Annotated in this window: 25 protein-coding genes and 1 other RNA gene; 9 read left to right on the forward strand and 17 right to left on the reverse strand. The window is 63.6% G+C overall.

The features are described 5' to 3' along the window. Positions 1 to 200: 200 nt before the first annotated feature. From gcvH to GYA94_RS20400, 9 genes are all read right to left on the reverse strand, one after another. Entirely contained in the window at positions 201 to 584 is a 384-nt protein-coding gene (gcvH, locus tag GYA94_RS20360) for a glycine cleavage system protein GcvH (RefSeq protein ID WP_110678553.1), read from the reverse strand. 51 nt (positions 585 to 635) lie between these two features. Next, a complete protein-coding gene (gene gcvT / locus GYA94_RS20365; RefSeq protein ID WP_161892970.1) occupies positions 636 to 1,718 on the reverse strand; it encodes a glycine cleavage system aminomethyltransferase GcvT in 1,083 nt (360 codons plus the stop codon). Between the two features lie 124 nt (positions 1,719 to 1,842). After that, the gene (locus tag GYA94_RS20370) at positions 1,843 to 3,465 is read right to left on the reverse strand and encodes an ABC transporter permease (protein WP_029886237.1); all 1,623 of its coding nucleotides are present in this window, start codon (positions 3,463 to 3,465) and stop codon (positions 1,843 to 1,845) included. 100 nt (positions 3,466 to 3,565) lie between these two features. Then, positions 3,566 to 4,567 carry an extracellular solute-binding protein gene (locus GYA94_RS20375; RefSeq protein WP_047150145.1) on the reverse strand — a complete coding sequence of 334 codons (1,002 nt, stop codon included), beginning with the start codon at positions 4,565 to 4,567 and terminating at the stop codon, positions 3,566 to 3,568. Positions 4,568 to 4,684: 117 nt separating this feature from the next. Then, a complete protein-coding gene (locus tag GYA94_RS20380; protein ID WP_166524963.1) occupies positions 4,685 to 5,902 on the reverse strand; it encodes a 2-octaprenyl-3-methyl-6-methoxy-1,4-benzoquinol hydroxylase in 1,218 nt (405 codons plus the stop codon). An 8-nt stretch (positions 5,903 to 5,910) separates the two neighbouring features. After that, entirely contained in the window at positions 5,911 to 6,393 is a 483-nt protein-coding gene (locus tag GYA94_RS20385; protein WP_009684137.1) for a DUF4442 domain-containing protein, read from the reverse strand. Next, positions 6,390 to 7,589: a 2-octaprenyl-6-methoxyphenyl hydroxylase gene (ubiH, locus tag GYA94_RS20390; protein ID WP_054905399.1), complete on the reverse strand. Its 1,200-nt coding sequence runs from the start codon at positions 7,587 to 7,589 to the stop codon at positions 6,390 to 6,392. Before ubiH ends, GYA94_RS20385 begins: the two co-directional genes overlap by 4 nt. Next, positions 7,586 to 8,920 (reverse strand): Xaa-Pro aminopeptidase, encoded by a 1,335-nt coding sequence (gene pepP, locus GYA94_RS20395; RefSeq protein ID WP_054911886.1) that lies wholly within the window; start codon positions 8,918 to 8,920, stop codon positions 7,586 to 7,588. Before pepP ends, ubiH begins: the two co-directional genes overlap by 4 nt. A gap of 21 nt (positions 8,921 to 8,941) precedes the next feature. Then, on the reverse strand, positions 8,942 to 9,496 hold the full coding sequence (locus GYA94_RS20400) for a YecA/YgfB family protein (protein WP_161892971.1): 555 nt from the start codon (positions 9,494 to 9,496) through the stop codon (positions 8,942 to 8,944). Positions 9,497 to 9,677: 181 nt separating this feature from the next. On the opposite strand from GYA94_RS20400, the gene GYA94_RS20405 reads away from it, so the two are divergent. From GYA94_RS20405 to GYA94_RS20420, 4 genes are all read left to right on the forward strand, one after another. Continuing rightward, positions 9,678 to 9,860 (forward strand): TIGR02449 family protein, encoded by a 183-nt coding sequence (locus tag GYA94_RS20405; protein ID WP_029886233.1) that lies wholly within the window; start codon positions 9,678 to 9,680, stop codon positions 9,858 to 9,860. After that, positions 9,857 to 10,177 carry a cell division protein ZapA gene (locus tag GYA94_RS20410; protein ID WP_161892972.1) on the forward strand — a complete coding sequence of 107 codons (321 nt, stop codon included), beginning with the start codon at positions 9,857 to 9,859 and terminating at the stop codon, positions 10,175 to 10,177. Before GYA94_RS20405 ends, GYA94_RS20410 begins: the two co-directional genes overlap by 4 nt. Before the next feature lie 17 nt (positions 10,178 to 10,194). Further along, positions 10,195 to 10,374: non-coding RNA, 6S RNA (gene ssrS, locus GYA94_RS20415), on the forward strand. 80 nt (positions 10,375 to 10,454) lie between these two features. Then, positions 10,455 to 11,063: a 5-formyltetrahydrofolate cyclo-ligase gene (locus GYA94_RS20420; RefSeq protein ID WP_009684143.1), complete on the forward strand. Its 609-nt coding sequence runs from the start codon at positions 10,455 to 10,457 to the stop codon at positions 11,061 to 11,063. A 19-nt stretch (positions 11,064 to 11,082) separates the two neighbouring features. On the opposite strand, the gene GYA94_RS27720 is transcribed toward GYA94_RS20420, so the two are convergent. Beyond that, positions 11,083 to 11,235: a hypothetical protein gene (locus GYA94_RS27720; protein ID WP_009684144.1), complete on the reverse strand. Its 153-nt coding sequence runs from the start codon at positions 11,233 to 11,235 to the stop codon at positions 11,083 to 11,085. Positions 11,236 to 11,414: 179 nt separating this feature from the next. Between GYA94_RS27720 and GYA94_RS20425 the strand changes: the two genes are divergently transcribed. Beyond that, positions 11,415 to 11,864 (forward strand): EVE domain-containing protein, encoded by a 450-nt coding sequence (locus GYA94_RS20425; RefSeq protein WP_161892973.1) that lies wholly within the window; start codon positions 11,415 to 11,417, stop codon positions 11,862 to 11,864. A gap of 22 nt (positions 11,865 to 11,886) precedes the next feature. On the opposite strand, the gene GYA94_RS20430 is transcribed toward GYA94_RS20425, so the two are convergent. Next, positions 11,887 to 12,291 carry a flagellar basal body-associated protein FliL gene (locus tag GYA94_RS20430; protein WP_009684146.1) on the reverse strand — a complete coding sequence of 135 codons (405 nt, stop codon included), beginning with the start codon at positions 12,289 to 12,291 and terminating at the stop codon, positions 11,887 to 11,889. 169 nt (positions 12,292 to 12,460) lie between these two features. Here GYA94_RS20430 and GYA94_RS20435 point away from each other — a divergent pair, with 169 nt between their 5' ends. Continuing rightward, positions 12,461 to 13,438 (forward strand): NADPH:quinone oxidoreductase family protein, encoded by a 978-nt coding sequence (locus GYA94_RS20435; RefSeq protein WP_161892974.1) that lies wholly within the window; start codon positions 12,461 to 12,463, stop codon positions 13,436 to 13,438. 119 nt (positions 13,439 to 13,557) lie between these two features. Here GYA94_RS20435 and GYA94_RS20440 read toward each other — a convergent pair whose 3' ends face one another. The 5 genes from GYA94_RS20440 to trxA all read right to left on the reverse strand — a co-directional run bounded on the left by GYA94_RS20440 (position 13,558) and on the right by trxA (position 18,909). Then, complete coding sequence (locus GYA94_RS20440; protein ID WP_009684148.1) at positions 13,558 to 14,208, reverse strand: gamma-glutamylcyclotransferase; 651 nt, start codon at positions 14,206 to 14,208, stop codon at positions 13,558 to 13,560. A 245-nt stretch (positions 14,209 to 14,453) separates the two neighbouring features. Beyond that, on the reverse strand, positions 14,454 to 15,422 hold the full coding sequence (locus GYA94_RS20445; protein ID WP_009684149.1) for a CDP-6-deoxy-delta-3,4-glucoseen reductase: 969 nt from the start codon (positions 15,420 to 15,422) through the stop codon (positions 14,454 to 14,456). Continuing rightward, positions 15,422 to 16,888 (reverse strand): 4-hydroxy-3-polyprenylbenzoate decarboxylase, encoded by a 1,467-nt coding sequence (gene ubiD, locus GYA94_RS20450; protein ID WP_161892975.1) that lies wholly within the window; start codon positions 16,886 to 16,888, stop codon positions 15,422 to 15,424. Before ubiD ends, GYA94_RS20445 begins: the two co-directional genes overlap by 1 nt. 205 nt (positions 16,889 to 17,093) lie before the next feature. Beyond that, positions 17,094 to 18,353, reverse strand: coding sequence for a transcription termination factor Rho (rho, locus tag GYA94_RS20455; protein ID WP_029886229.1), 1,260 nt, complete (start codon positions 18,351 to 18,353; stop codon positions 17,094 to 17,096). 226 nt (positions 18,354 to 18,579) lie between these two features. Continuing rightward, positions 18,580 to 18,909: a thioredoxin TrxA gene (trxA, locus tag GYA94_RS20460; RefSeq protein ID WP_110678566.1), complete on the reverse strand. Its 330-nt coding sequence runs from the start codon at positions 18,907 to 18,909 to the stop codon at positions 18,580 to 18,582. Positions 18,910 to 19,151: 242 nt separating this feature from the next. Between trxA and ppx the strand changes: the two genes are divergently transcribed. Next, complete coding sequence (ppx, locus tag GYA94_RS20465; RefSeq protein WP_110678568.1) at positions 19,152 to 20,654, forward strand: exopolyphosphatase; 1,503 nt, start codon at positions 19,152 to 19,154, stop codon at positions 20,652 to 20,654. Here ppx and ppk1 read toward each other — a convergent pair. Then, positions 20,641 to 22,890 (reverse strand): polyphosphate kinase 1, encoded by a 2,250-nt coding sequence (gene ppk1 / locus GYA94_RS20470; RefSeq protein ID WP_054905404.1) that lies wholly within the window; start codon positions 22,888 to 22,890, stop codon positions 20,641 to 20,643. The two genes, ppx and ppk1, sit on opposite strands and share 14 nt — an antisense overlap. A 211-nt stretch (positions 22,891 to 23,101) precedes the next feature. Between ppk1 and GYA94_RS20475 the strand changes: the two genes are divergently transcribed. Continuing rightward, positions 23,102 to 23,704, forward strand: coding sequence for a DedA family protein (locus GYA94_RS20475; RefSeq protein ID WP_009681657.1), 603 nt, complete (start codon positions 23,102 to 23,104; stop codon positions 23,702 to 23,704). Between the two features lie 187 nt (positions 23,705 to 23,891). Beyond that, on the forward strand, positions 23,892 to 24,551 hold the full coding sequence (elbB, locus tag GYA94_RS20480) for an isoprenoid biosynthesis glyoxalase ElbB (protein WP_054911892.1): 660 nt from the start codon (positions 23,892 to 23,894) through the stop codon (positions 24,549 to 24,551). The last annotated feature ends 207 nt before the right edge of the window (positions 24,552 to 24,758 follow it).

Here is a 24,758-nt window from a genome sequence, read left to right on the forward strand (position 1 = left end):
CGCGCGGTACAAACAAGGCGGTCGCGCGAACGTGGCACAGGGGTTACTGGCCCGAAACAAACGTAGGAGCGAGCGCAGCTCGCGATGCGCCGCGCGGGCGGCGCTCGATCTCACTGGCACTGCATATCTTGTGGCGACCACCTGTCAGCCCTGATGCAATCTCTGTGGGAGCTGGCTTGCCGGCGATCAGGCCTGAAGCCTTATTCGCCGATCGCAGCCTTGTAACCAGCAGCATCCAGCAGCTTGTCCAGCTCGGCCTTGTCGCTTGGCTTGAGCTTGAAGATCCACGCCCCGTAAGGCTCTTCGTTGAGCTGCTCCGGGCTGTCAGCCAGCTCTTCGTTCACCGCGATCACTTCGCCACCCACCGGGGCATAGATGTCCGAAGCGGCCTTGACCGACTCGACCACGCCGGCAGCGTCACCCGCGGCGAATACCTTGCCGACTTCGGCAAGTTCGACGAACACTACGTCTCCCAAGGCCTCCTGGGCGTGGTCGCTGATGCCCACGGTGACGGTGCCGTCGGCTTCCAGGCGGGCCCACTCGTGGCTCTCGGCGAAACGCAGGTCGGCGGGGATATTGCTCATGTCTTGAATTCCTCGATTGGCTCAGCGGTACGCCCGCCGGTAAATAATGGTTCAGATCAGGATCTTGCCGTGGCGCACGAAGGTCGGTTTGACCACCCGCACCGGGTACCACTTGCCGCGAATTTCCACCTCGGCCCGGTCACCGGTGGCCATGGGCACGCGCGCCAAGGCAATGGACTTGCTCAGCGTAGGCGAGAAACTACCACTGGTGATCTCCCCTTCGCCAATACCGGCGACACGCACGAACTGATGGGCGCGCAGCACGCCGCGCTCTTCCAGTACCAGGCCGACCAGTTTTTCCTGCACACCGTGCTCGATTTCCGCCAACAGGGCAGCGCGGCCAATGAAGTCACGCTCGGCAGGCTCCCAGGCAATGCTCCAGCCCAGGTTGGAGGTAAGCGGGGTGTGCTGCTCGTCAATGTCCTGGCCGTACAGGTTCATGCCGGCTTCCAGGCGCAGGGTATCGCGCGCGCCAAGGCCGCTGGGGGCAATGCCGGCACCCACCAGGTCGTTGAAGAAGCCCACGGCCTGGTCGCCAGGGAAGATGATCTCGAGGCCGTCTTCACCGGTATACCCGGTGCGGGCAATGAACCAGTCGCCTTCGGCAAAGCCTTCGAACGGGCGCAGTTCGCGGATCAGCGCGGCACGCGCGGCGCTAAGCAGGGGCGCAACCTTTTCTCGGGCACGCGGGCCCTGGATGGCAAGGATGGCCAGGTCGGGGCGGACCTTGAAGTCCACGGCAAAACCGTCACGCTGCTGCTGCAGCCAGCCGAGCACCTTGGCGCGGGTGGCGGCGTTGGTGACCAGGCGATAGCCATGTTCCGTGCGGTATACGATCAGGTCGTCGATCACTCCGCCCTGCGCCTGCAGCAGCGGGCTGTATAACGCTTTGCCGGTGTCGTCGAGGCGGGCCACATCGTTGGCCAGCAGGCGCTGCAGCCAGGCGGTGGCATCGCTACCATCGACATCGATCACAGTCATGTGGGAGACATCGAACACCCCGCAATCGCTGCGCACCTGATGGTGCTCCTCGACCTGCGAGCCATAGTGCAGGGGCATGTCCCAGCCACCGAAATCGACCGTTTTGGCGCCTAGCGCCAGGTGCAGGTCGTACAAAAGCGTGCGCTGTCCCATGGGTTTCTCCTTCCGGGCGTGGCGAAGCGGCGGCGGTCGATGACGTTGCGCGTCAGCTCTTGTTGTTTGACACCCGCCGCGCGAATGCCGCGCATTGTAGCCGCAAGCCCGCGCGCTGGCACCCTCAGTGACCGTGGCCGGGTCGACGGGCCGAACGGCGGATCAGGCCGATGACCGGCAACAGGCCCACCAGCACCAGCGTCAGGGCGGGCAACGACGCTCGCGCCCATTCGCCTTCACTGGTCATCTCGAAAACCCGCACAGCAAGCGTGTCCCAGCCGAACGGCCGCATCAGCAAGGTGGCCGGCATTTCCTTGAGTACGTCGACAAACACCAGCAAGGCGGCGCTGAGGGCGCCAGGCAGCAACAGCGGCAGGTAGACCTTGAGGAACAACCTGGCACCGCCGACACCCAGGCTGCGTGAAGCCTCGGGCAAAGAAGGCCGAATGCGCTCCAAGCTGCTTTCCAGTGGCCCGTAAGCCACGGCGATAAAGCGCACCAGGTAAGCCAGCAGCAAGGCCGACAGGCTGCCCAGCAGCAACGGTTTGCCGGCCCCGCCCAACCAGCCGGACAACGGGATGACCAGCTGGTTGTCCAGGTAACTGAAGGCCAGCATGATCGACACCGCCAACACCGAACCGGGCAAGGCATAGCCCAGGTTGGCCAGGCCGACCCCGGCGCGTATGCCGGCGCTCGGCGCCTGGCGCCGGGCGAAGGCCAGCAGCAATGCTGCGCTCACGGTGAGCAGCGCGGCCATGGCGCCCAGGTACAAGGTGTGCGACACCAGGCCGACATAGCGCTCGTCCAGGTCATGCCGCCCGCGCTGCCAGAACCACGCCAGCAGTTGCAGCAGCGGGATGACGAAGGCGCAGGCGAACACCAGCAGGCACCAGCCGCTGGCCAGCAACGCCTTCAGCCCGCGCAAGCGGTACAGCGCCTGCCCGCGTGGCCGCTCGTTGCCACTGCGGCTGGCGCCGCGGGCGCGGCGCTCGCCGTACAGCACCAGCATTACCGCCAGCAGCAACAGGCTGGCCAGCTGGGCTGCGCTGGACAGGCTGAAAAACCCGTACCAGGTCTTGTAGATGGCCGTGGTGAAGGTGTCGAAATTGAACACCGCCACCGCGCCGAAATCGGCCAGGGTTTCCATCAGCGCCAGGGCGACACCGGCGCCGATCGCCGGCCGCGCCATGGGCAGCGCCACCCGCCAGAAGGCCTGCAAGGGTGATAACCCAAGCACCCGCGCGGCCTCCATCAAGCCTTTGCCCTGGGCCAGGAACGCCGTGCGCGCCAGCAGGTAGACATAGGGGTAGAACACCAGCACCAGCACGATGATAACCCCGCCGGTAGAGCGCACCCGGGGCAGGCGCATGGGGCCGAATACCTCGCGCAGTGCGGTCTGCACCGGGCCCGCGAAGTCCAGCAGGCCGACGAACACGAAAGCCAGCACATAGGCGGGTATGGCGAACGGCAACATCAGCGCCCAGTCCAGCCAGCGCCGGCCGGGGAACTCACAGAGGCTGGTGAGCCAGGCCAGGCTGACGCCCAGCACGGTGACGCCGATGCCCACCCCCAGAACCAGCGTCAGGGTGTTACCCAGCAGGCGGCTCATCTGGGTGTCGAGCAGGTGCGACCAGATCTGCACGTCTATGGATTGCCACGACAGCAGCAGCACGCTGAGGGGCAGGAGCACCAGGGCAGCGATCAGCGATACCGGCAAGTACCAGCGGCGTTGGGGGGTGTGGGACAAGGTGAATGTCTCTATGGCTGGTTTGCGACCGCTTTGCGGTCGTTCGCGGGCGAGCCCGCGAAGAGGCCCTTTCAGGCCCCGAGAGGATAAAGCCCGGCGCTTAATTCCAGCCAGCCCGATCCATCAGACGGATGGCTTCAGCCTGGCGTTTGCCGGCAATTTCCACCGGAATGCTGTCTGCCTTGAAGCTGCCCCACGCTGCCACTTCTTCCGATGGCCTGACTTTCGGGTTGGCCGGGAATTCCTGGTTGATGTCGGCGAACAGTTTCTGCGCTTCTTCACCCGTCATCCATTCCACCAGCTTGGTCGCTGCCTCGGGGTGCGGTGCATGTTTGGTCAGGCCAATGCCCGACAGGTTCACGTGCACGCCACGGTCGCCCTGGTTGGGCCAGAAGAGCTTCACCGGCAACTGCGGGTTCTGCTTGTGCAAGCGGCCGTAGTAGTAGGTGTTGACGATGCCCACGTCGCACTGGCCGGCCTCGATGGCCTGAATCACCGCGTTGTCGTCGGAGAACACATCGGTGGACAGGTTGTTGACCCAGCCTTTGACGATTTGCTCGGTCTTCGCCTCGCCATGGGTTTCGATCAGGGTGGCGGTCAGCGACTGGTTGTAGACCTTTTTCGCCGTGCGCAGGCACAGGCGGCCTTCCCATTGCTTGTCGGCCAGGGCCTCGTAGGTGCTCAACTCTGCCGGTTTGACCCGCTCGCTGGAGTAGACGATGGTGCGCGCGCGCAAGCTGAGGCCGGTCCAGTCATGGGACGAGGCGCGGTACTGCGGCGGAATGTTCTGGTCGATGGTGGCGGACTTGATCGGCTGCAGGATGCCCATTTGCTCGGCCTGCCACAGGTTGCCGGCATCGACGGTCAACAGCAGGTCGGCCACGCCATTGTCGCCCTCGGCCTTGATGCGCTGCATCAGCGGCGCTTCCTTGTCGGTGATGAACTTGATCTTGACGCCGGTTTTGGCGGTATAGGCATCGAACACCGGCTTGATCAGCTCATCGATGCGCGAGGAGTACACCACCACTTCTTCCGCTGCCTGGGCGGTGCCGCCGAACAAAGTCAGGGCCAGGGCGGCCAGTAGGGGCTTGCGTGGCAACATGGAAAGCGCTCCTCGGAAGGTATGAGAGGCGCAAATGGTAGTGAATCCCATTTTCTTGCTCATCCTTTGAGCCGTTACCGGATGTTGCAGAGGGGGCGCAAAGCGGCCCCGGCCATCTCAAGCCCTGGCCAATTCCGGCAAATCCCCGGACAGCCCCAGCGCCTGGCGCACGAACATCGCCTTGGCTTCGGGCATCTGCTGCACCAGCTTCAGCCCACTGTTGCGCAACCAGCGCAACGGCAGCGGGTTGGCCTGGAACAACCGCTCGAACCCTTCCATCGCCGCCATCAGCGCCAGGTTATGCGGCATGCGCCGGCGCTCGTAACGGCTCAGTACCTTCACATCCGCCAGCCGTTCGCCACGCTCGCAGGCCTTGCCCAGTACGTCGGCCAGCACCGCCGCATCCAGAAACCCCAGGTTGACGCCCTGCCCGGCCAAGGGGTGGATGGTGTGGGCCGCATCACCCACCAACGCCAGGCCGTGCTCCACGTAGCGCTTGGCGTGGCGCTGACGCAGCGGTACACACACCCGTGGGTCGGCCTGCAACACGCTCCCCAGGCGCCCCTCGAAGGCCCGCTCCAGGGCCTGCACGAAGGCAGCGTCATCCAGCGCCATCAACCGCTCGGCCTGCTCCGGCGTGGTCGACCAGACGATCGAGCACCAGTCTTGCTGGCCATCCCGGGTCAACGGCAGGAAGGCCAGCGGCCCCTCATCGGTGAAGCGCTGCCAGGCTGTGGCCTGGTGCCCGGCGCTGCAACGCACGCTGGTCACGATAGCGTGGTGCAGGTAATCCCATTCGCGGGTGTCGCAACCGGCCAGCCGCCGCACGGCCGAATGGGCGCCATCGGCCGCGACCACCAGCGGCGCGCGCAGGCGCCGGCCATCGGCCAGGGTCAGCAGCCAGTCATCGCCAGAGCGGCGCAGTTGTTCCAGCCGCGCGTTGGCCAGCAGGCCGACATCGCTGTCGTGCAGGCGCTCCAGCAGGCTGTCCTGCACCACCCGGTTCTCGACGATGTGGCCGAGCACCTGGGCGTGCACGCTGGCGGCCGAAAAGTGGATCTGCCCGGTGCCGCTGCCGTCCCACACATGCATGTCGGAATACGGCGTGGCACGCCGCTGGGCGATGCCTTCCCAGGCCCCGAGGCGTTCGAGAATGCGCTGGCTGGCGGCCGACAATGCGCTGACACGCGGTTCGAACGGCGCCTGGGCATCGAACGGCTTGACCGTCAGCGGGCCGCCGTCGAGCAAGAGGATTTGCAAGCCACTGTGGCGTAACGCCAGGGCCAGGGCGCTGCCGACCATACCGGCACCGACAATCAACAGATCTGCGCGCATTTCCATGCCTACGCCAGCCTCGCTTGCGGCTTGAGCCGCACATATAGGGTTTTATCGACCCGCGCCACCAGTTCGCCGGCGCCATCGCGGATATCGACCTGCACACGCGGCAGGCACTTCTTGCCGGTAGCGGTCTGCTGGCGAATGTCGTCCAGCAGCGCGTCATCGACGTGGAATTCGGCAAACACCGGGCCTTTGCCCGGCGCGATGAAATCGATGCTGGCAGCCTTGTCCCAGACAATGTAGTCGCGCCCCAGCTGCTCGATCAGCAACAGCATGTAGAACGGGTCGACCATGGCATACAGGCTGCCGCCAAACTGGGTACCGACGTAATTGCGGTTCCAGCGCGTCAGCTTCATTGCCACCTTCACGCTGCGCAGGTCCGGGCTGATGTGCTGCACGCGGATACCTGCCCCCAGGTAAGGCGGGTAAAGGTTCAACAGCCAGCGCAGCATGCGCGCCCGGCGTGCGCGTTTACGGGGGTTGCTCATGCCTGGCCCTGCCGGTCGGGGCGGGTGCCCAGGCCCATGGCCTGGCGAGCGAACCAGCTTTTGGCCGGTGGCAGCAGGTCGAGCCCGAGCAGGCCCAGGTTGCGCCCGGCGGCCAGCAACGGCTGCTGGCTGCCGAACAGGCGGGTGACCTGGTCGGAGAAGCCGATGGTCATGGCCTGGTCCAGGCGCTGGCGCTGGTGATAGGCCTGCAGCGTGGCCAGGTCGCCCGGGCGCTGCGGGCCGGCAAGCAGCGCCTCGGCCAACGCCTGCACGTCACGCAACGACAAGTTGAACCCCTGCCCGGCAATCGGGTGCAAGCTGTGCGCAGCGTTGCCCAGCACCACCAACTGTGGCCGCACCTGCTCCTGGGCTTCGATCAACGACAGCGGGTACAGATGCCGTGCACCCACCTGGCGCAGCGCGCCCAGCCGGTAGCCGAACACCCCCTGCAACTCGCGCAGGAAACTGCGCTCGTCGATCGCGGCCAGGCGTTTTGCGTCCATGCCCTGGCGGGTCCATACCAGCGCGCAGCGGTTATCCGGCAATGGCAGCAAGGCCATGGGGCCGTCTTCGGTGAAGCGCTCGAAGGCCTGGCCGCCATGGGCCTCGCCAGGGCTGATGTTGGCGATCAGGGCGCTTTGCTGGTAGGGCGTATGGCGTACCTGGATGCCCAGTTGCTCGCGCAAACCAGAACGGCCGCCGTCGGCCAGCACTGCCAGGTCGCATTGCAGCTGAGTGTCGTCGTTCAAGCGCAGCTGGTAGCCACCGTCGACCGCCTGCAGCGCGGTCACTTCTGCCGGGCAGCGCCAGCTGACCACCTCGCGGTCCAGGCCTTGCCACAGGCACTGGCCCAGCCAGGCGTTCTCCACCACGTAACCCAGCGCCGGCACGCCTTCTTCCTGGGCATCCAGGCGGGTGGCGCCAAAGCGGCCACGGTCGGAGACGTGAATCTGCCGGATCGGCTCGGCGCGCTGGCCAATGGCCTGCCACAGGCCCAGTTGCTGATAGATCTGCTGGGTGCCGAACGATAACGCCGAAGAGCGGGCATCGTAGCTGGGCTGGTAACTGTCGCCAGGGGCGAACGGCTCGATCAGCAGGATCTTCCAGCCTCTGGCCTTGGCCCCGGCCTGCAAGGCCAACGCCAGGCTGGCACCCACCAGGCCGCCACCAATGATTGCCAGGTTTACCCGGTTCATGCGGCGTCCTTGCGTGCAGCCTGCATCAGCGCCTCGATCTCGGCGACCGTGCGTGGCACGCCCGAAGTGAGGATTTCACAACCTTGCCTGGTCACCACCACGTCGTCCTCGATCCTTACGCCAATGCCGCGCCACTTCTTGGCCACGGCCTGATTGTCGGCACCAATGTAGATACCCGGTTCGACGGTCAGCGCCATACCCGGTTCCAGCACCCGCCATTCACCCCCCACCTTGTACTCGCCCACATCGTGCACATCCATGCCCAGCCAGTGGCCGGCGCGGTGCATGTAGAAGGCGCGGTAGGCTTCGCTGTCGATCAGCGCCTGCACATCGCCTTCCAGCAGGCCCAGTTCCACCAGCCCGGTGGTGATGACCCGCACGGTCGCCTCATGGGCATGGTTCCAGTGCTTGCCGGGGGCGATTTCGGCGAACGCGGCCGCCTGCGCCTTGAGCACCAGCTCGTAGATAGCCTTCTGCTCAGGTGAGAAGCGCCCGCTGACCGGGAAGGTGCGGGTGATGTCACTGGCGTAGCAGTCGATTTCGCAGCCGGCGTCGATCAGCACCAGGTCGCCCTCCCTGAGCGGTGCGTCATTCTGCTGGTAGTGCAGGATGCAGCCATTGCGCCCAGCGGCAACGATGGAGCCGTAGGCCGGCATCTTCGCCCCGCCCTTGCGGAACTCGTAGTCCAGCTCGGCTTCCAGGCTGTATTCGTACAACCCGGCCCGGCAGGCCTGCATGGCCCGCACATGGGCACGCGCAGAAATATCTGCAGCCGCGCGCATGACCTTCACTTCCGCTGCCGATTTATACAGGCGCATGTCATGCAGCAGATGATCCAGCGCAACGAACTCGTTCGGTGGCTGGGCGCCCAGCCGGGCCTTGGAGCGGATCACGTTGATCCAGTCCATCAACCGGCGGTCGAATTCAGGGTTGCTGCCCATGGCGCTGTACACCCGCTCGCGGCCTTCGATCAGGCCAGGCAGGATTTCGTCGATGTCAGCGATGGGGAATGCATCGTCGGCGCCAAAATCACTCACCGCGCCTTCCTGGCCGGCGCGCAGGCCATCCCACAGCTCCCGTTCGGGGTTGCGCTCACGGCAGAACAACACGTACTCACCGTGCTCGCGCCCGGGGATCAGGGCAATGACAGCCTCTGGCTCGGGGAAGCCGCTGAGGTACTGGAAGTCGCTGTCCTGGCGGTACACGTGCTCGACGTCGCGGTTGCGGATGGCAACCGCGGCGGCGGGCAGGATGGCGATGCTGTTGGGGACCATCTGCGCCATCAGCGCCTTGCGCCGCCGGGCATACTCGGCCTTGGGAATGTGGCTCATGGGCTGACTACCCCTGGTTGATCAGTGCAGCGATGGCTTGGGCGCGGGTGCGGAAGGCTTGGCCAGCTCGGAGAACAGCAGCAGCGGCGCAACGCGCAGGTACTCCATGACTTCCATGTAGTCGCTCTCGCCGTCCTCGGATTCTTCGAGGGCTTCCTGCACCTGGGAAATGGCCACCAGGTCCTGCAGCACTTCCTTGGCCTCGCCGGACAAGTCCTTGCCGCCGGCGTTCAGGCCGAAGCCGGTGATGAAGCCCTGGCACCACTGCCCCAGCGCGGTGGCGCGGTCGGTCAGCGCGGCATCGTCGGAAGGCAGCAGCAGAACGATGGCCATGTCGTCGCTGGTGAGCTCGCCCTTGACCATTTCCTGCAGGCCAACCAGGGCGTTACGCACAGTGTCACCGGGCTCGGTTTCCAGCAGTTGGGCCGCGTCGGCCAGCCAGCCGTCGGCATCGAAGCCGGCACCGGCGCAGCTGCGGCCAATCAGCAGGCCGTGCAGTTCGGCCGGGGTAACAGGGTGGCCATTGCTGGACAGCAGCATGGCGAAAGCGATGTAGGGCGATTGGGTATTGGGCATGGGCAGCTAGGCGCCAGACGGCGCAAATGACTAGAATGAGGCCTTGTATCCTAGCACCGGCAGGCGCGCCAAGACCATCGGCACTGGCCGTCGCCACCCAGGGAGAGGCATCATCGCCAGGTGACCGAACGACGGAGCGAATCGAGTGCAACCCACGCAAGAGAACGACCTGCAGGCACTGATGAGCCGTTTCGAGCTGCTGATCGAACGTGTCGAGCAACTAAAACGGCAAAATGCACTCCTAGTAGCTCAGGAAAAGTCCTGGCGCGAAGAGCGCGCCCACCTCATCGAAAAAAACGAGATAGCCAAGCGCAAGGTCGAGTCGATGATTTTACGCCTCAAGGCTCTGGAGCAAGACTCATGAGTTCAAGCAATAGCGTCACCGTGCAGATCCTCGACAAGGACTACTCGATCATCTGCCCGCCGGAAGAGCGCAACAACCTGGTCAGCGCAGCCCGCTACCTGGACAGCAAGATGCGCGAGATCCGCAGCAGCGGCAAGGTGATCGGCGCCGACCGCATTGCCGTCATGGCCGCGTTGAACATCACCCACGAGATGCTGCACCGCCAGGACGACCGCAGCGCGGCGCCCGTCAGCGGCACCAACCGCGAACAGGTGCGCGACCTGCTGGATCGGGTAGACAAGGCTTTGTCCGACGACACGGATACCAAAATCGGCTGAGATTGGTATACTGGCGCCACTCCCTGGGGGATGCGCCAGTCGGTTATGTCCCTGAGCCGATACGCACAACCACGGGGGTTGCACGCTGGGGCCGGTGTGCATGTCCGCCCGACGGAAAGCCTTAACGCCCCCTGCAATCTCCACCTTGAACTTTCGGGTTCAAGGGCTACACCGATAGCGGTCTTATCGGGGAGCCTGAATTCCTTGCCCGCCCCCTGTGGCGGGCAATTCGTTTGTGCCGCGTCTGGCGGCCAGCACCCCTGGGATCGCCTGTGCCATGACCGACACCGCGCCGCTTACCCGCCCTCAGCTTCGCCGTTTGCTGCGCAATGCCCGTCGCGCCCTCACCCCCGCCCAGCAACGCCAGGCGGCCCGTGGGCTGTATCGGCAATTGGCCCAACACCCCCTGTTCCGCCGCGCCAGGCACATTGCCCTGTACCTGCCCAACGACGGCGAAATAGACCCGCGCCTGTTATTGCGTGAAGCCCAGCGCCGCGGCAAGCGCACCTACCTGCCGGTACTGCATGCCTGGCCGCGCACGCGCATGGTGTTCCAGCGTTTCGAGCCAGGGGAAAAACTGCGACCCAACCGTTTCCGTATCCCCGAACCGGTTATCGAGCGCAAACGCCAACGGCCCATCTGGGCACTGGACCTGATTCTGTTACCGCTGGTGGGCTTTGATGAGGTGGGCGGGCGCCTGGGCATGGGTGGCGGCTTCTATGACCGCAGCCTGGCCTACCAGGGGCGCCGGCAAAGCTGGAAAAAACCGTTGCTGCTGGGCTTGGCGCATGAGTGCCAGAAGGTCGAGCGGCTGGCGCAGGCCAGTTGGGACGTACCGTTGCAGGGCACGGTCTCGGACCGTGGCTGGTACCTGGCGCCGCGGTAATCGGCGCCAGCAGGGGGCATCAACGTTGTGGCTGGCTGGCGTCTGCCGACGTTTGGTAGGCGTTGTCCAGCTTGCGCTCCCATAGCCCTTGCGCATAACCGGTAGTGACCACACCTAGGCCAAAAATAAACACCAGGACCCATAGCAGATCCGGTTTTTTACGTTGATACATGGAAGATTGCCCCCCAAGGCAAACTGTTCAGGCTCGGCGGCTTTCTGAGTGCCGCCGGAGCATCGCGCATTAAACGGGGCGCATTTTCCGACAACCTGCGTCTGCAAGCAAACCTTGACGCCAACCGGCTGTCGGTTTCGTGCAACAGGTTATTACAAACCTTTTCAGGAGCGACACGCATGGCCTACTGGCTGATGAAATCCGAGCCCGACGAACTCTCCATCGAAGCGCTGGGGCGCCTGGGCGAAGCGCGCTGGGACGGCGTGCGCAATTACCAGGCGCGTAATTTCCTGCGGGCCATGAGCGAGGGTGACAGGTTCTTTTTCTACCATTCCAGCTGCCCGCAGCCTGGCATCGCCGGTATTGGCGAAATCATTCGTGCGGCTTACCCCGACCCGACTGCCCTGGACCCGCAAAGCCCATACCATGATGCCAAGGCCACAGCCGAGAAGAACCCGTGGAACGCAGTGGATGTGGCGCATGTGCAAACCCTGCCACGGGTACTGGAGCTGGGCCAGCTGAAGCAGCAGGCCGGCCTGGCCGAACTGCCGCTGGTGCAGAAGGGCAGCCGCCTGTCGGTCATGCCGGTAACCGCCGAGCAATGGGCGGTGATTGTCGCGTTGCGCTGAAACCGCGCGCCAGCGGCGCCGTTTACTGCACGATCAGGTTGTTGAACAGCAGGTCCTCAACGATCGGCTTGCCCTCTTCGGCTTCCATCACCTGCTGCACCTGTTTCAGTGCCTCCTGGCGCAGGTGCTCCTTGGCCTCGACATTGCTCATGCTGTCGACAGTCTGTTGGGTGAACAGCGCCACCAGCTGGTTACGGATCAGCGGTTCGTGGTGCTGAACGGCCTTGGCGGCTTCATCACCGGTCACACGCAGGGCCACATCGGCCTTGTACACCCGCAGGCGGGGGCCGCCATCCAGGGCATAGTTGCCGACAAAAGGCGGGCTCAGGGTGATGTAGGCAACCTTGGGGGCACCCTCCTTGGCTTCTTCGGCCATGGCCGCAGTTGGCAGCAACAGCGCCAGTACCATCAAGATCCACGCTTTCACGAATTCGCTCCTCATTCCAATTGGCGCCAGCTTACCCAGCGCTGCGCGCAAACCCAAGCCCAGGCTCACGCCGCCGCTTATGCCTGCCCATCAGGGCGGGCCATGCTCGTTGACCCGGTACACCGCCCTCCTACACTTATCGGCCACGACCCGCAAAGGAATAGCCCCAATGAAAGCTGTGTTGTGCAAAACCCTTGGCCCGGCGGGCAACCTGGTGCTGGAAGAAGTCGCCAGCCCACTGCCGAAGAAGAACGAAATCCTGCTGGACGTGCAGGCTGCCGGGGTCAACTTTCCTGACACGCTGATCATCGAAGGCAAGTACCAGTTTCAGCCGCCGCTGCCGTTCTCCCCCGGTGGTGAGGCGGCCGGTGTGGTAGCCGCGGTCGGGGAAAAGGCCGGCGCCTTCAAGGTCGGTGACCGGGTCATGGCGCTGACCGGCTGGGGGGCGTTTGCCGAGCAGGTGGCAGTGCCGTTCTACAACGTGCTGCCGATCCCGGCGAGCATGGACTTCACCACGGCAGCGGCGTTTGGCATGACCTATGGCACCTCGATGCATGCCCTGCGCCAGCGTGGCCAATTGCAAGCGGGTGAGACCTTGTTGGTGCTGGGCGCGTCCGGTGGCGTCGGCCTGGCAGCGGTGGAGATCGGCAAGGCCATGGGGGCACGGGTAATCGCGGCCGCCAGCAGTGCCGACAAACTGGCGGTGGCCAAGGCAGCCGGAGCTGATGAACTGATCGACTACAGCCAGGCCAGCCTGCGCGAGGAAATCAAGCGCCTGACCAACGGCCAGGGGGTGGACGTGATCTATGACCCGGTCGGTGGCGAGCTGTTCGAGCAGGCGGTACGCGGGCTGGCCTGGAATGGCCGGTTGCTGGTGGTGGGGTTCGCCAGTGGCACCATTCCACAGCTGGCAGCCAACCTGGTGCTGCTCAAAGGCGCGGCGGTGCTTGGGGTGTTCTGGGGTGCGTTTGCCCAGCGCCAGCCGCAGGACAATGCGGCCAACTTCCAGCAGCTGTTTGCCTGGCATGCCCAAGGCAAGTTGAAGCCGCTGGTGTCACAGACTTATCCACTGGCCGAGGCCGGGGCTGCCATTGAGAAACTAGGGCAGCGGCAGGCTGTGGGTAAGTTGGTGGTGCTGGCCAGGTAAGGCTTTAGATCTTCATCAGCAGTTCCGGCCTTTTCGCGGGCGCGCCCGCTCCCACAGGTTCAAAAAGCATGGATTCCTGTGGGAGCGGGCGTGCCCGCGAATAGGCCGGCACAGGCTGATCAAACCTCGCGCGGGTTATGGCAACGGCGGAACCGCGCCTCCAGGTTGCGATCAGGCATCTGGTGGCTGCGCAGGGCCTGCAAGGTCTGTTCGACATAGTCGCGGGTGGTGCCGTAGCGCCCTTTGGCGCTGGCCAGGATATGGCTGAGCAAGGTATCCGGCAGATCGCCGGCATAGCAGGGTAAATGCCGCTCCAGCACAAAGCCCAGCGCCTGCACCTTGGTGCCATCGCCCAGCCGGCAGTTGAGCCAATGCGGCCGATAGGCCGGGTAAGGCATCTCACGTTGCCACAGGGCCATGAGCGAGTCGTCCAGGTTGCTTTCATCCAGCCGGTAGGCAAAGCCACTGCAGGACCCGCCACGGTCCAGGCCGAATACCAGCCCGGGGGTTTCCGGGGTGCCGCGATGCTCATGCGACCACAAGTAGAGCCCCCGGTGATAACCATGTACGCGTGCGCGCTGGCGCTCCACCGAATTGCACTCGGGGCGCCAGATCAACGAGCCATAGGCAAACAGCCACACCGGCCCACCCGGGTGCCGAGACATGGTCGTCTTCATGGAGTTGAACAACTGTTCGTGCGTATGTTGCTGACCAAAGTCGAGTGTCGGTGGATATGAAACTTTCCACGACATGCTTTCAAGTGCCGACATAAGCTGCCGCCAGGATTCCTGTGAACTACGGATGTAGCGAAATTCGATGAGGTTAAGCGCCAAGGCCTCTATACCAAGGCGCTTGCACTAACCATAGGTCAGAACCGCAGGAATACTCAAGCCCTCGTAGCCAGGTTTCATGCGCGCAGCCGACGACTGGAAATGATTGTTTCAACAACAGGGAAAGTTATTAATCAAGGCGGTAACAATTACCGCCTTATAACCTGACTTGCCAACTTGGGTTATTAGCCACGTGGGGCATAGGCAAATACATCGGCACGCATACGGTGCGCATCCATGCCGGCTTCGACCAAGGCGTCGAGTGTGGCGTAGATCATGTTTGGCGAGCCACTGGCATACACATGCACAGTATTGAGGTCGGCAATGTCCTCGCAAACGGCTTCATGCAACATACCGCACCGCCCTTCCCAGCCGCACAGATCGCTGACCACCTGGTGCAGGTACAGGTTGGGCAGGCGCTGCCATTCGTCCCAATGCTCGATCTGGTAAAAATCTTCAGGCCGACGCACCCCCCAGTACAGGTGCACCGGGTACTGGAAGCCCTTGGCGCGGCAATGCTCGACCAGGCTGTGCATCTGGCCCATGCCGGTGCCGGCGGCAATCAATACCAACGGGCCCTCGGGCAACTCGGCCAGGTGGGTGTCGCCAAACGGCATTTCGATACGCGCCAGGCCGTCGCGCCTGAGCTGCTCGATCAGTTGCTGGGCACTGGGCTCGCGCGCCAGTACGTGCAGCTCCAGTTCACGCCCGCCGTGCGGCGCAGACGCCAGCGAGAAGGCCGCCTGCTTGCCGCCCTCACGCTCGATCATCAGGTACTGCCCGGCGTGGTAACGCGGGGGTTTGCCTGCCGGTGCACGCAAGCGCACCCGCCACACGTCGCCACCGACGTCAACGCATTCACTCACGCTGCACGCCAGCTTGCGCACAGGCAACTCGCCCAGGGCGAGCACACCGTCCCAGAGCAACACGCAGTCCTCCAGCGGTTCGGCAATGCAGGTGAACAACTCGCCATGGTCGCGGATTTCGCCGTCCTGACGGACCCGGCCCTCGACCAACAACGCGGCGCAGACATGGCAATTGCCATTGCGGCAGCTGTTCGGGCAGTCATAGCCCAGCCGCCGCGCTCCATCCAGGATCCGTTCCCCGGGTTCGAGCGCCAGCACCGCCCCGGACGGCTGCAACGTTACCTGCATCAATCTATTCCCAACTGATCCCACAGCTCATCGATACGCCGGGTGACGGCTTCGTCCTTGACGATGACCTGCCCCCATTCGCGTGTAGTCTCGCCTGGCCACTTGTGCGTGGCATCCAGGCCCATCTTCGACCCCAACCCCGAAACCGGCGACGCGAAGTCCAGGTAGTCGATCGGGGTGTTGTCGATCATCACCGTATCACGCTTGGGGTCCATGCGTGTGGTGATTGCCCAGATCACATCGTTCCAGTCCCGGGCGTTGATATCGTCATCGGTGACAATAACGAACTTGGTGTACATGAACTGTCGCAGGAACGACCATACACCCAACATCACGCGCTTCGCATGGCCGGGGTACTGCTTCTTCATGGTCACCACCGCCATGCGGTACGAGCAACCTTCCGGCGGCAGGTAGAAGTCGGTGATCTCCGGGAACTGCTTTTGCAGGATCGGCACGAACACTTCGTTCAGCGCGACACCGAGAATAGCCGGCTCATCAGGCGGGCGACCGGTGTAGGTGCTGTGGTAGATCGGCTTGAGCCGGTGGGTGATGCGCTCGACGGTGAACACCGGGAAGCTGTCCACTTCGTTGTAGTAGCCGGTATGGTCACCATACGGGCCCTCGGGGGCCATTTCGCCAGGGTGAATCACGCCTTCCAGGATGATTTCGGCGGTGGCCGGCACCTGCAGGTTGCTGCCGCGGCACTTCACCAGTTCGGTGCGGTTGCCGCGCAGCAGGCCGGCAAAGGCATATTCGGAGAGTGTGTCCGGTACCGGCGTCACGGCGCCCAGGATGGTTGCCGGGTCTGCGCCCAGGGCGACCGCAACCGGGAAAGGCTGGCCCGGGTTCTTCTCGCACCATTCGCGGTAGTCGAGCGCACCGCCCCGGTGGCTGAGCCAACGCATGATGACCTTGTTGCGGCCGATCACCTGCTGCCGGTAGATACCCAGGTTCTGGCGGTCCTTGTTCGGCCCGCGGGTCACGGTAAGGCCCCAGGTGATCAGCGGCGCCACGTCGCCAGGCCAGCAGTGCTGGATAGGCAGCGCGCCAAGGTCGACGTCGTCACCCTCGACCAGCACTTCCTGGCAGACCGCGTCCTTGACCACTTTCGGCGCCATCGACACGACTTTCTTGAAGATCGGCAGCTTCGACCAGGCGTCCTTCAGGCCCTTCGGCGGCTCGGGCTCCTTGAGAAACGCCAGCAATTTGCCGATTTCCCGCAGTTCATCGACCGACTCGGCGCCCATGCCCATGGCCACGCGCTCTGGGGTGCCAAACAGGTTGCCGAGCACCGGGATGTCGAAGCCTGTGGGGTTTTCGAACAGTAACGCCGGGCCTTTGGCACGCAGGGTGCGGTCGCAGACCTCGGTCATTTCCAGGACGGGGGAGATCGGAACCTGGATGCGCTTGAGCTCGCCGCGCTGTTCCAGGCCACGGATGAAGTCGCGCAAGTCGCGATACTGCATGCGGGAGCCTCGTATTGGCCGTATCGGTCGGGGGTGCAGAGTGTAGCGCCGTTCGGGGTTTGTTTGGGGGCAAAAATGCAGTGGGGCCGCTTCGCGTCCCTTCGCGGGCACGCCCGCTCCCACATGGATCACACTGAACCTGTGGCAGCGGGCGTGCCCGCGAAGGGGCGCGAAGCGGCCCCATTCAGTTCCGGTCTGGAAACGCTTACTTGCGCTTCATCGACAGGAAGAACTCGTCGTTGGTCTTGGTTTGCTTGAGCTTGTCGACCAGGAATTCGATGGCGGCGATTTCATCCATCGGGTGCAGCAGCTTGCGCAGGATCCACATGCGCTGCAATTCGTCGTCGGCGGTCAGCAGCTCTTCGCGGCGGGTACCGGAACGGTTGATGTTGATGGCCGGGAACACGCGCTTCTCGGCGATGCGGCGGTCCAGCGGCAGCTCCATGTTGCCGGTGCCCTTGAACTCTTCGTAGATCACTTCGTCCATCTTCGAGCCGGTTTCGACCAGCGCGGTGGCGATGATGGTCAGCGAACCGCCTTCCTCAATGTTACGTGCCGCACCGAAGAAGCGCTTCGGCTTTTCCAGGGCGTGGGCGTCGACACCACCGGTCAGTACCTTGCCAGAGCTCGGGATCACGGTGTTGTAGGCACGCGCCAGGCGGGTGATGGAGTCCAGCAGGATCACCACGTCTTTCTTGTGCTCGACCAGGCGCTTGGCCTTCTCGATCACCATTTCGGCAACCTGCACGTGGCGCGCTGGCGGCTCGTCGAAGGTAGAGGCAACCACTTCGCCTCGCACGGTACGCTGCATTTCGGTCACTTCTTCCGGGCGCTCGTCGATCAGCAGGACGATCAGGTGGCACTCGGGGTTGTTACGGGTGATGTTCGCCGCGATGTTCTGCAGCATGATGGTCTTGCCCGCTTTTGGCGGAGCAACGATCAGGCCGCGCTGGCCTTTGCCGATCGGGGCGCACAGGTCGATGACGCGGCCGGTCAAGTCCTCGGTGGAACCGTTGCCGGCTTCCATCTTCAGGCGCTTGTTCGGGAACAGCGGCGTCAGGTTTTCGAACAGGATCTTGTTCTTGGCGTTTTCCGGGCGGTCGAAGTTGATGGTGTCGACCTTCAACAGCGCGAAGTAACGCTCCCCTTCTTTCGGTGGGCGGATCTTGCCGACGATGGTGTCGCCGGTGCGCAGGTTGAAACGGCGGATCTGGCTGGGCGAGACGTAGATATCGTCAGGGCCGGCCAGGTAGGACGCATCAGCCGAACGCAGAAAACCGAAACCATCCTGGAGAATCTCCAGCACGCCATCACCGGAGATCTCTTCGCCGCTTTTCGCGTGCTTTTTCAGCAGGGCGAAAATCACGTCCTGTTTGCGCGAACGGGCCATGTTTTCGATGCCCATCTGTTCGGCCATTTCCAAAAGATCGGTAATCGGCTTTTGCTTGAGTTCAGTCAGGTTCATAAGGGGAATGACGTAATCATGTAAGAAGGGAGAATTAAGCTTTGGCTTAATGAAGCCGCGCCGCTAGATGGCGACAGGATCGCGTACTGATTCGAATTGGGGATGCTTCGGCGACGGCATGTAGAAGGCACTGGAGAAGCAGTGCGAGGCCGAATGTAACACTTGCTTTTTTCTGCGTCTAGTGCTCTGAAAAAGAAAAGCCCCGCATTCGCGGGGCCTTTTCACATCACAGGTGGGCGTCGAGGAACGCGGCCAGCTGGGATTTGGACAGCGCGCCCACCTTGGTGGCTTCGACGTTGCCGTTCTTGAACAGCATCAGCGTCGGGATGCCACGCACGCCATGCTTGGCCGGGGTTTCCTGGTTATCGTCGATGTTCAGCTTGGCGACGGTCAGCTTGCCCTCGTAGGTGGAAGCGATGTCGTCCAGTACCGGCGCGATCATCTTGCACGGGCCGCACCATTCAGCCCAGTAGTCGACCAGCACCGGGCCTTGAGCCTCCAGGACTTCGGCTTCGAAGGTGGCATCGGTGACATGTTTGATCAGATCGCTGCTCATGGATATCTCCAGGGTCGTAAGCAAAAAAACGTGGCCCATGATAGCCGCACCCACGCTCTACAGGAAGCTGCGGTCGATTGAGTGTAACTATAGTTGGGCAAGACGCCACGAATCGAAACTGTCATCTGCGTGTCATAGCATCGAATGGCACATTGCCTTGCATCAAGGCCTGGCATGTCACGCGTTGGCGACAGCCTGCTATCGTGGCACGATTGCCGGGTTAACGACCGAGAACACACAGCATGCCGCACAACATCGCGAAGAACCTGTCTCTGATCGCCGCCATCGACCTTGGCTCCAACAGCTTCCACATGGTCGTGGCCAAGGCCCACCATACCGAAATCCGCATCCTCGAGCGGCTCGGCGAGAAGGTTCAGCTTGCCGCCGGCATCGACGAAGAGCGCAAGCTCAGTGAAGAGGCGATGGAGCGGGGCCTGGACTGCCTCAAGCGCTTTTCCCAACTGATCCACGGCATGCCGGCTGGCTCGGTGCGCATCGTCGGTACCAATGCCCTGCGCGAAGCGCGCAACCGCAACGAATTCATCCAGCGTGCCGAAGCCATCCTCGGGCACCCGGTCGAGGTCATCTCCGGCCGCGAAGAGGCGCGCCTGATCTACCTGGGTGTGTCCCACACCTTGGCCGACACCCCCGGCAAACGCCTGGTCGCCGACATCGGCGGCGGCAGCACCGAGTTCATCATTGGCCAGCGCTTCGAGCCGCTGCTGCGTGAAAGCCTGCAAATGGGTTGCGTCAGCTTCACCCAGCGCTACTTCCGCGACGGCAAGATCACGCCGGCCCGCTACGCCCAGGCCTACACCGCCGCGCGCCTGGAGCTGATGAGCATCGAAAACGCCCTGCACCGCCTGACCTGGGACGAGGCCATCGGCTCGTCCGGAACCATCCGTGCCATCGCTGCCGCCATCAAGGACGGCGGCCTGGGCAACGGTGAGGTCAACGCCGAGGGCCTGGCCTGGGTCAAGCGCAAGCTGTTCAAGCTGGGCGACGTCGACAAGATCGACTTCGAAGGCATCAAGCCGGACCGCCGTACCATCTTCCCGGCCGGCCTGGCAATTCTGGAAGCCATCTTCGATGCCCTGGAACTGCAGCGCATGGACCATTGCGACGGCGCGCTGCGCGAAGGCGTGCTGTTCGACCTGCTAGGCCGCCACCACCATGAAGATGTGCGCGAACGCACCCTGAACTCACTGATGGAGCGTTACCACGTCGACCAGGGCCAGGCAGCGCGCGTAGAGCGCAAGGCTTTGCACGCCTTCGACCAGGTCTCGGATGCATGGGGGTTGAAGGATGGAAATTGGCGCGATCTGCTCGGCTGGGCAGCCAAAGTGCATGAAATCGGCCTGGATATCGCCCACTACCACTATCACAAGCATGGCGCCTACCTGATCGAACACTCCGACCTGGCGGGCTTCTCGCGCGAAGACCAGCAGATGATGGCCTTGCTGGTACGCGGCCACCGCCGCAACATTCCCAAGGACAAGTTTGCCGAACTGGGAGAGGAAGGCGTGAAACTGCTGCGCCTGTGCGTGCTGCTGCGCTTCGCCATCCTGTTCCACCACATCCGTGGCAACCAGCAGATGCCGAAGGTCCAGCTCAAGGCTGCCGGGGAAAGCCTCGACATCGCCTTCCCTGAAGGCTGGCTGGAACAGAACCAGCTGACCCAGGCCGACTTCGCCAACGAGGCGGAGTGGCTGACCCGGGTCGGCTTCGTCCTCAGCGTACGTTGAGGACCGGGTTGCTCAGGCGCTCCAGCAGGGTCGCCTGAACGCTGCGCGGGTTCTGGTTGCCGGTTGGGGTGCTACGCACGTAGCGCCCGTCGGGCTGCAAGGTCCAGGCATGGGTGTTGTCGGTCAGGTAGCCTTCCAGCTCTTTCTTCACCCGCAGCAACAGCTTCTTGCCTTCGACCGGGAAGCAGGTCTCGACACGCTTGTCGAGGTTGCGCTCCATCCAGTCGGCGCTGGACAGGTAGATCTGCTCTTCGCCGCCATTGAGGAAGTAGAACACCCGCGTGTGTTCCAGGAAGCGACCGATGATCGAGCGCACCTGGATATTGTGCGAAACCCCCGGAATACCTGGGCGCAGGCAGCACATGCCACGCACCACCAGGTCGATCTTCACGCCAGACTGGCTGGCCTTGTACAGCGCCTTGATCACCTTGGCGTCGGTCAGCGAGTTGAACTTGGCGATGATGTGCGCCGGCTTGCCGTCGAGGGCGAACTGGGTTTCCCGCGCGATCATGTCGAGCATGCCCTTCTTCAGGGTAAACGGCGCGTGCAGCAGCTTTTTCATGCGCAGGGTCTTGCCCATGCCGATCAGCTGGCTGAACAGCTTGCCAACGTCCTCGGTAAGGGCGTCGTCTGAGGTCAGCAGGCTGTAGTCGGTGTACAGGCGGGCGTTACCGGCGTGGTAGTTGCCGGTACCCAAGTGGGCGTAGCGCACGATCTCGCCGTGCTCGCGACGCAGGATCAGCATCATCTTGGCGTGGGTCTTGAAACCGACCACGCCGTAGATCACCACCGCACCCGCCGCTTGCAGGCGGCTGGCCATCTGCAGGTTGGACTCTTCGTCGAAACGCGCACGCAGTTCGATCACCGCGGTGACCTCCTTGCCGTTTCGCGCTGCATCCACCAGGGCATCGACGATTTCCGAGTTGGCCCCGGAGCGGTAAAGGGTCTGGCGCACGGCGAGCACGTGCGGGTCTTTGGCGGCCTGGCGCAGCAGGTCGATCACCGGGGTGAAGGACTCGAAGGGGTGCATCAGCAGGATGTCCTGCTTGCCGATCACGCTGAAGATGTTGTCGGCGTTCTGCAGCAGCTTGGGGATCGCCGGCGTGAACGGCGTGTATTGCAGCTCCGGGTGGCTGTCCAGGCCGGTGATGCTGAACAGGCGCGTGAGGTTGACCGGGCCATTGACCTGGTACAGCTCGCTTTCGCTGAGGCTGAACTGCTTGAGCAGGTAGTCCGACAGGTGTTTCGGGCACGTGTCGGCGACCTCCAGGCGCACGGCATCGCCGTAGCGGCGCGAGAACAGCTCGCCGCGCAAGGCGCGGGCCAGGTCGTCAACCTCTTCGGAGTCCAGTGCCAGGTCGGCGTTACGGGTAAGGCGGAACTGGTAGCAACCCTTGACCTTCATGCCCTGGAACAGGTCGTCGGCATGCGCGTGGATCATCGACGACAGGAACACATAGTTGGCACCCGGGCCACCGACTTCTTCCGGCACGCGAATCACCCGCGGCAGCAGGCGGGGGGCAGGGATGATCGCCAGGCCCGAATCACGGCCGAACGCGTCCACCCCTTCCAGCTCGACGATGAAGTTCAGGCTTTTGTTCACCAGCAGCGGGAACGGGTGGGTCGGGTCGAGGCCGATGGGGGTGATGATCGGGGCGATTTCGTCGCGGAAGTAGCGGCGTACCCAGGTCTTGAGCTTGGGTGTCCAGTAACGGCGGCGAATGAAGCGGATCTGGTGTTTTTCCAGCTCCGGCAGCAGCACGTCGTTGAGAATGGCGTATTGCCGGTCGACTTCCAGGTGCACCAGCTCGCTGATGCGCGCCAGTGCCTGGTGCGGCTGCAGGCCGTCGGCGCCGGCCAGTTCGCGGGCAAAATTGATCTGCTTCTTGAGGCCGGCCACCCGGATTTCAAAGAACTCGTCAAGGTTGCTGGAGAAGATCAGCAGGAACTTGAGCCGCTCCAGCAGTGGGTAGCTCTCGTCCAGCGCCTGCTCCAGCACACGAATATTGAACTGCAACTGCGAGAGTTCGCGATGAATGTACAGGCTGCTGTCGTCCAGGCCAGGCACCGCGATTGCCGGGGCCGGCGGCGGCGCAGGCACCGGGGCGGCAGGCTCGGCCGCCTGCCCGGCTTCCGGCGCGGTGGCCGGCGGCAGGTCTGGCGGGGTCTGCAGCATCTCTTCGGGGAGCTCCTGGGCATCCTTGATCGCGACAGGGCTAAGCACTTCATTATTCATCTGACGTTCCTGAGGACGTTAACGCCCTATCATCAATTGAGCCGCAAGATAAGCGCCCATTATGACGCCTGTGTGACATGGCAGGGCAAGCCATGACGCGTGGCTATGGCAATGTGGTGTAGGAATTGTTCATGTGGAGACACATTTGGACACTTTCCCGAATGCCCGCGAAGGGGTAGGCTGCGCGTTCATTTCGCCAGCACCTCAGAAAATGCTTCAACAATTCCTGCAGGATTTCGGCTACTTTGCCCTTTTTCTAGGCACCTTCTTCGAAGGCGAGACCATCCTGGTGCTTGCAGGATTCCTTGCATTCCGCGGTTACATGGACATCAACCTGGTGTGCCTGGTAGCGTTCTTCGGCAGCTATGCCGGCGACCAGTTGTGGTATTTCATGGGCCGGCGCCACGGCCGCAAGATTCTGGCCCGCAAGCCGCGCTGGCAGGCGATGGGCGACCGGGCGCTCGCCCACATTCGCCGCCACCCCGACATCTGGGTACTGAGTTTCCGCTTCGTCTACGGCCTGCGCACGGTCATGCCCGTGGCCATTGGCCTGTCGGGCTATCCGCCACGCCGCTACCTGCTGCTGAACGGCATTGGCGCAGCGATCTGGGCCATTGCCCTGGGTGCGGCGGCCTATCACTTCGGCGCCATCCTCGAAGGCCTGCTGGGCAACGTCAAGCGGTACGAACTATGGGTGTTGGCCGCCCTGCTGGGGCTGGGCGTGCTGTTGTGGCTGCGCCGTCGCTTCCGTGCCCTGCGCGCAGAGCGCAAGGCCGCCGCCCAGGCGGCGGGCGAACAGCGCGACCAGCAGTGACCCCGAAGCACCACTGCGGCGCATCGGGTTGCACACAGCGTGTCGGGTTGCCGGACGAACAAGGCGGCCGCGTGCCTGTCACAAGCATGACTGGCCCTGAAAACCAACCCGGCGAGCGCCCGCTCGCAATGCGCCGCGCAGGCAGCGCTCGATCTCCCAGGCGCGACACAACACTGGAGCTTCAAACATGACTAAAAAAGTAGCGGTGGTTCTTTCCGGCTGTGGCGTGTACGACGGCGCCGAAATTCACGAAAGCGTGATCACCCTGCTGCGCCTGGACCAGCGCGGCGCGCAAGTGCAGTGCTTCGCGCCGAACATTGCGCAGATGCATGTGATCAACCACCTGACCGGCGAGGAGATGCCCGAGTCGCGCAACGTGCTGGTGGAATCGGCGCGCATTGCCCGGGGCGAGGTCAAGGACATTCGCGAGGCCAAGGTCGAAGACTTCGATGCGCTGATCGTGCCGGGTGGCTTCGGGGCGGCGAAGAACCTGTCCAACTTCGCCGTGGAAGGCGCCAACTGCAGCGTCAACCCAGACGTGCTGGCCCTGGCCGAAGCCTTTGCCGCTGCCTGCAAGCCGGTTGGCCTGATCTGCATTTCGCCGGCGCTGGCGGCGAAGATCTACGGGCCGGGGGTGGTCTGCACCATTGGCAGCGACGCGGATACTGCGGCGGCAGTGGTGAAGATGGGCGGCACCCATGAAGAATGCGACGTGCACGACATCGTCGAAGATACCCAACGCAAGCTGGTGACGACCCCGGCTTACATGGAGGCCAAGTCGATCAGCGAGGCGGCTGGTGGCATCAACAAGCTGGTGGACCGGGTGCTGGAGCTGACCCACGAGTAAGGCCCGCCTACGCGCAGCCCAGAATCCCGCGCGGCCAAAGGCCTGCGTACGCCGATCAATGTGGGAGCGGCCTTGTGTCGCGAAAGGGGCGCGAAGCGGCCCCAGGATTTGAGCTTCGCCGCTTAAATCGCCGGGGCCGCTTCGCGCCCCTTTCGCGACACAAGGCCGCTCCCACAAATGGGTCGCGTTACACCTCAGGCCCTCGAT

It is taken from the genome of Pseudomonas juntendi (assembly GCF_009932375.1).
Classification (GTDB): domain Bacteria; phylum Pseudomonadota; class Gammaproteobacteria; order Pseudomonadales; family Pseudomonadaceae; genus Aquipseudomonas; species Aquipseudomonas juntendi.

What these genes read in the sequence shown, in the direction of transcription:
- elbB (WP_054911892.1), top strand. Translation starts at nt 23,892, where the DNA reads ATGACTAAAAAAGTAGCGGTGGTTCTTTCCGGCTGTGGCGTGTACGAC.
- ppx (WP_110678568.1), top strand. Translation starts at nt 19,152, where the DNA reads ATGCCGCACAACATCGCGAAGAACCTGTCTCTGATCGCCGCCATCGAC.
- GYA94_RS20420 (WP_009684143.1), top strand. Translation starts at nt 10,455, where the DNA reads ATGACCGACACCGCGCCGCTTACCCGCCCTCAGCTTCGCCGTTTGCTG.
- ppk1 (WP_054905404.1), bottom strand. Translation starts at nt 22,890, where the DNA reads ATGAATAATGAAGTGCTTAGCCCTGTCGCGATCAAGGATGCCCAGGAG.
- trxA (WP_110678566.1), bottom strand. Translation starts at nt 18,909, where the DNA reads ATGAGCAGCGATCTGATCAAACATGTCACCGATGCCACCTTCGAAGCC.
- GYA94_RS20475 (WP_009681657.1), top strand. Translation starts at nt 23,102, where the DNA reads ATGCTTCAACAATTCCTGCAGGATTTCGGCTACTTTGCCCTTTTTCTA.
- GYA94_RS20435 (WP_161892974.1), top strand. Translation starts at nt 12,461, where the DNA reads ATGAAAGCTGTGTTGTGCAAAACCCTTGGCCCGGCGGGCAACCTGGTG.
- GYA94_RS27720 (WP_009684144.1), bottom strand. Translation starts at nt 11,235, where the DNA reads ATGTATCAACGTAAAAAACCGGATCTGCTATGGGTCCTGGTGTTTATT.
- rho (WP_029886229.1), bottom strand. Translation starts at nt 18,353, where the DNA reads ATGAACCTGACTGAACTCAAGCAAAAGCCGATTACCGATCTTTTGGAA.
- ubiD (WP_161892975.1), bottom strand. Translation starts at nt 16,888, where the DNA reads ATGCAGTATCGCGACTTGCGCGACTTCATCCGTGGCCTGGAACAGCGC.
- GYA94_RS20445 (WP_009684149.1), bottom strand. Translation starts at nt 15,422, where the DNA reads ATGCAGGTAACGTTGCAGCCGTCCGGGGCGGTGCTGGCGCTCGAACCC.
- GYA94_RS20385 (WP_009684137.1), bottom strand. Translation starts at nt 6,393, where the DNA reads ATGAGCAACCCCCGTAAACGCGCACGCCGGGCGCGCATGCTGCGCTGG.
- pepP (WP_054911886.1), bottom strand. Translation starts at nt 8,920, where the DNA reads ATGAGCCACATTCCCAAGGCCGAGTATGCCCGGCGGCGCAAGGCGCTG.
- GYA94_RS20425 (WP_161892973.1), top strand. Translation starts at nt 11,415, where the DNA reads ATGGCCTACTGGCTGATGAAATCCGAGCCCGACGAACTCTCCATCGAA.
- GYA94_RS20400 (WP_161892971.1), bottom strand. Translation starts at nt 9,496, where the DNA reads ATGCCCAATACCCAATCGCCCTACATCGCTTTCGCCATGCTGCTGTCC.
- GYA94_RS20405 (WP_029886233.1), top strand. Translation starts at nt 9,678, where the DNA reads ATGAGCCGTTTCGAGCTGCTGATCGAACGTGTCGAGCAACTAAAACGG.
- gcvH (WP_110678553.1), bottom strand. Translation starts at nt 584, where the DNA reads ATGAGCAATATCCCCGCCGACCTGCGTTTCGCCGAGAGCCACGAGTGG.
- GYA94_RS20440 (WP_009684148.1), bottom strand. Translation starts at nt 14,208, where the DNA reads ATGTCGGCACTTGAAAGCATGTCGTGGAAAGTTTCATATCCACCGACA.
- GYA94_RS20410 (WP_161892972.1), top strand. Translation starts at nt 9,857, where the DNA reads ATGAGTTCAAGCAATAGCGTCACCGTGCAGATCCTCGACAAGGACTAC.
- ubiH (WP_054905399.1), bottom strand. Translation starts at nt 7,589, where the DNA reads ATGAACCGGGTAAACCTGGCAATCATTGGTGGCGGCCTGGTGGGTGCC.
- GYA94_RS20375 (WP_047150145.1), bottom strand. Translation starts at nt 4,567, where the DNA reads ATGTTGCCACGCAAGCCCCTACTGGCCGCCCTGGCCCTGACTTTGTTC.
- gcvT (WP_161892970.1), bottom strand. Translation starts at nt 1,718, where the DNA reads ATGGGACAGCGCACGCTTTTGTACGACCTGCACCTGGCGCTAGGCGCC.
- GYA94_RS20380 (WP_166524963.1), bottom strand. Translation starts at nt 5,902, where the DNA reads ATGCGCGCAGATCTGTTGATTGTCGGTGCCGGTATGGTCGGCAGCGCC.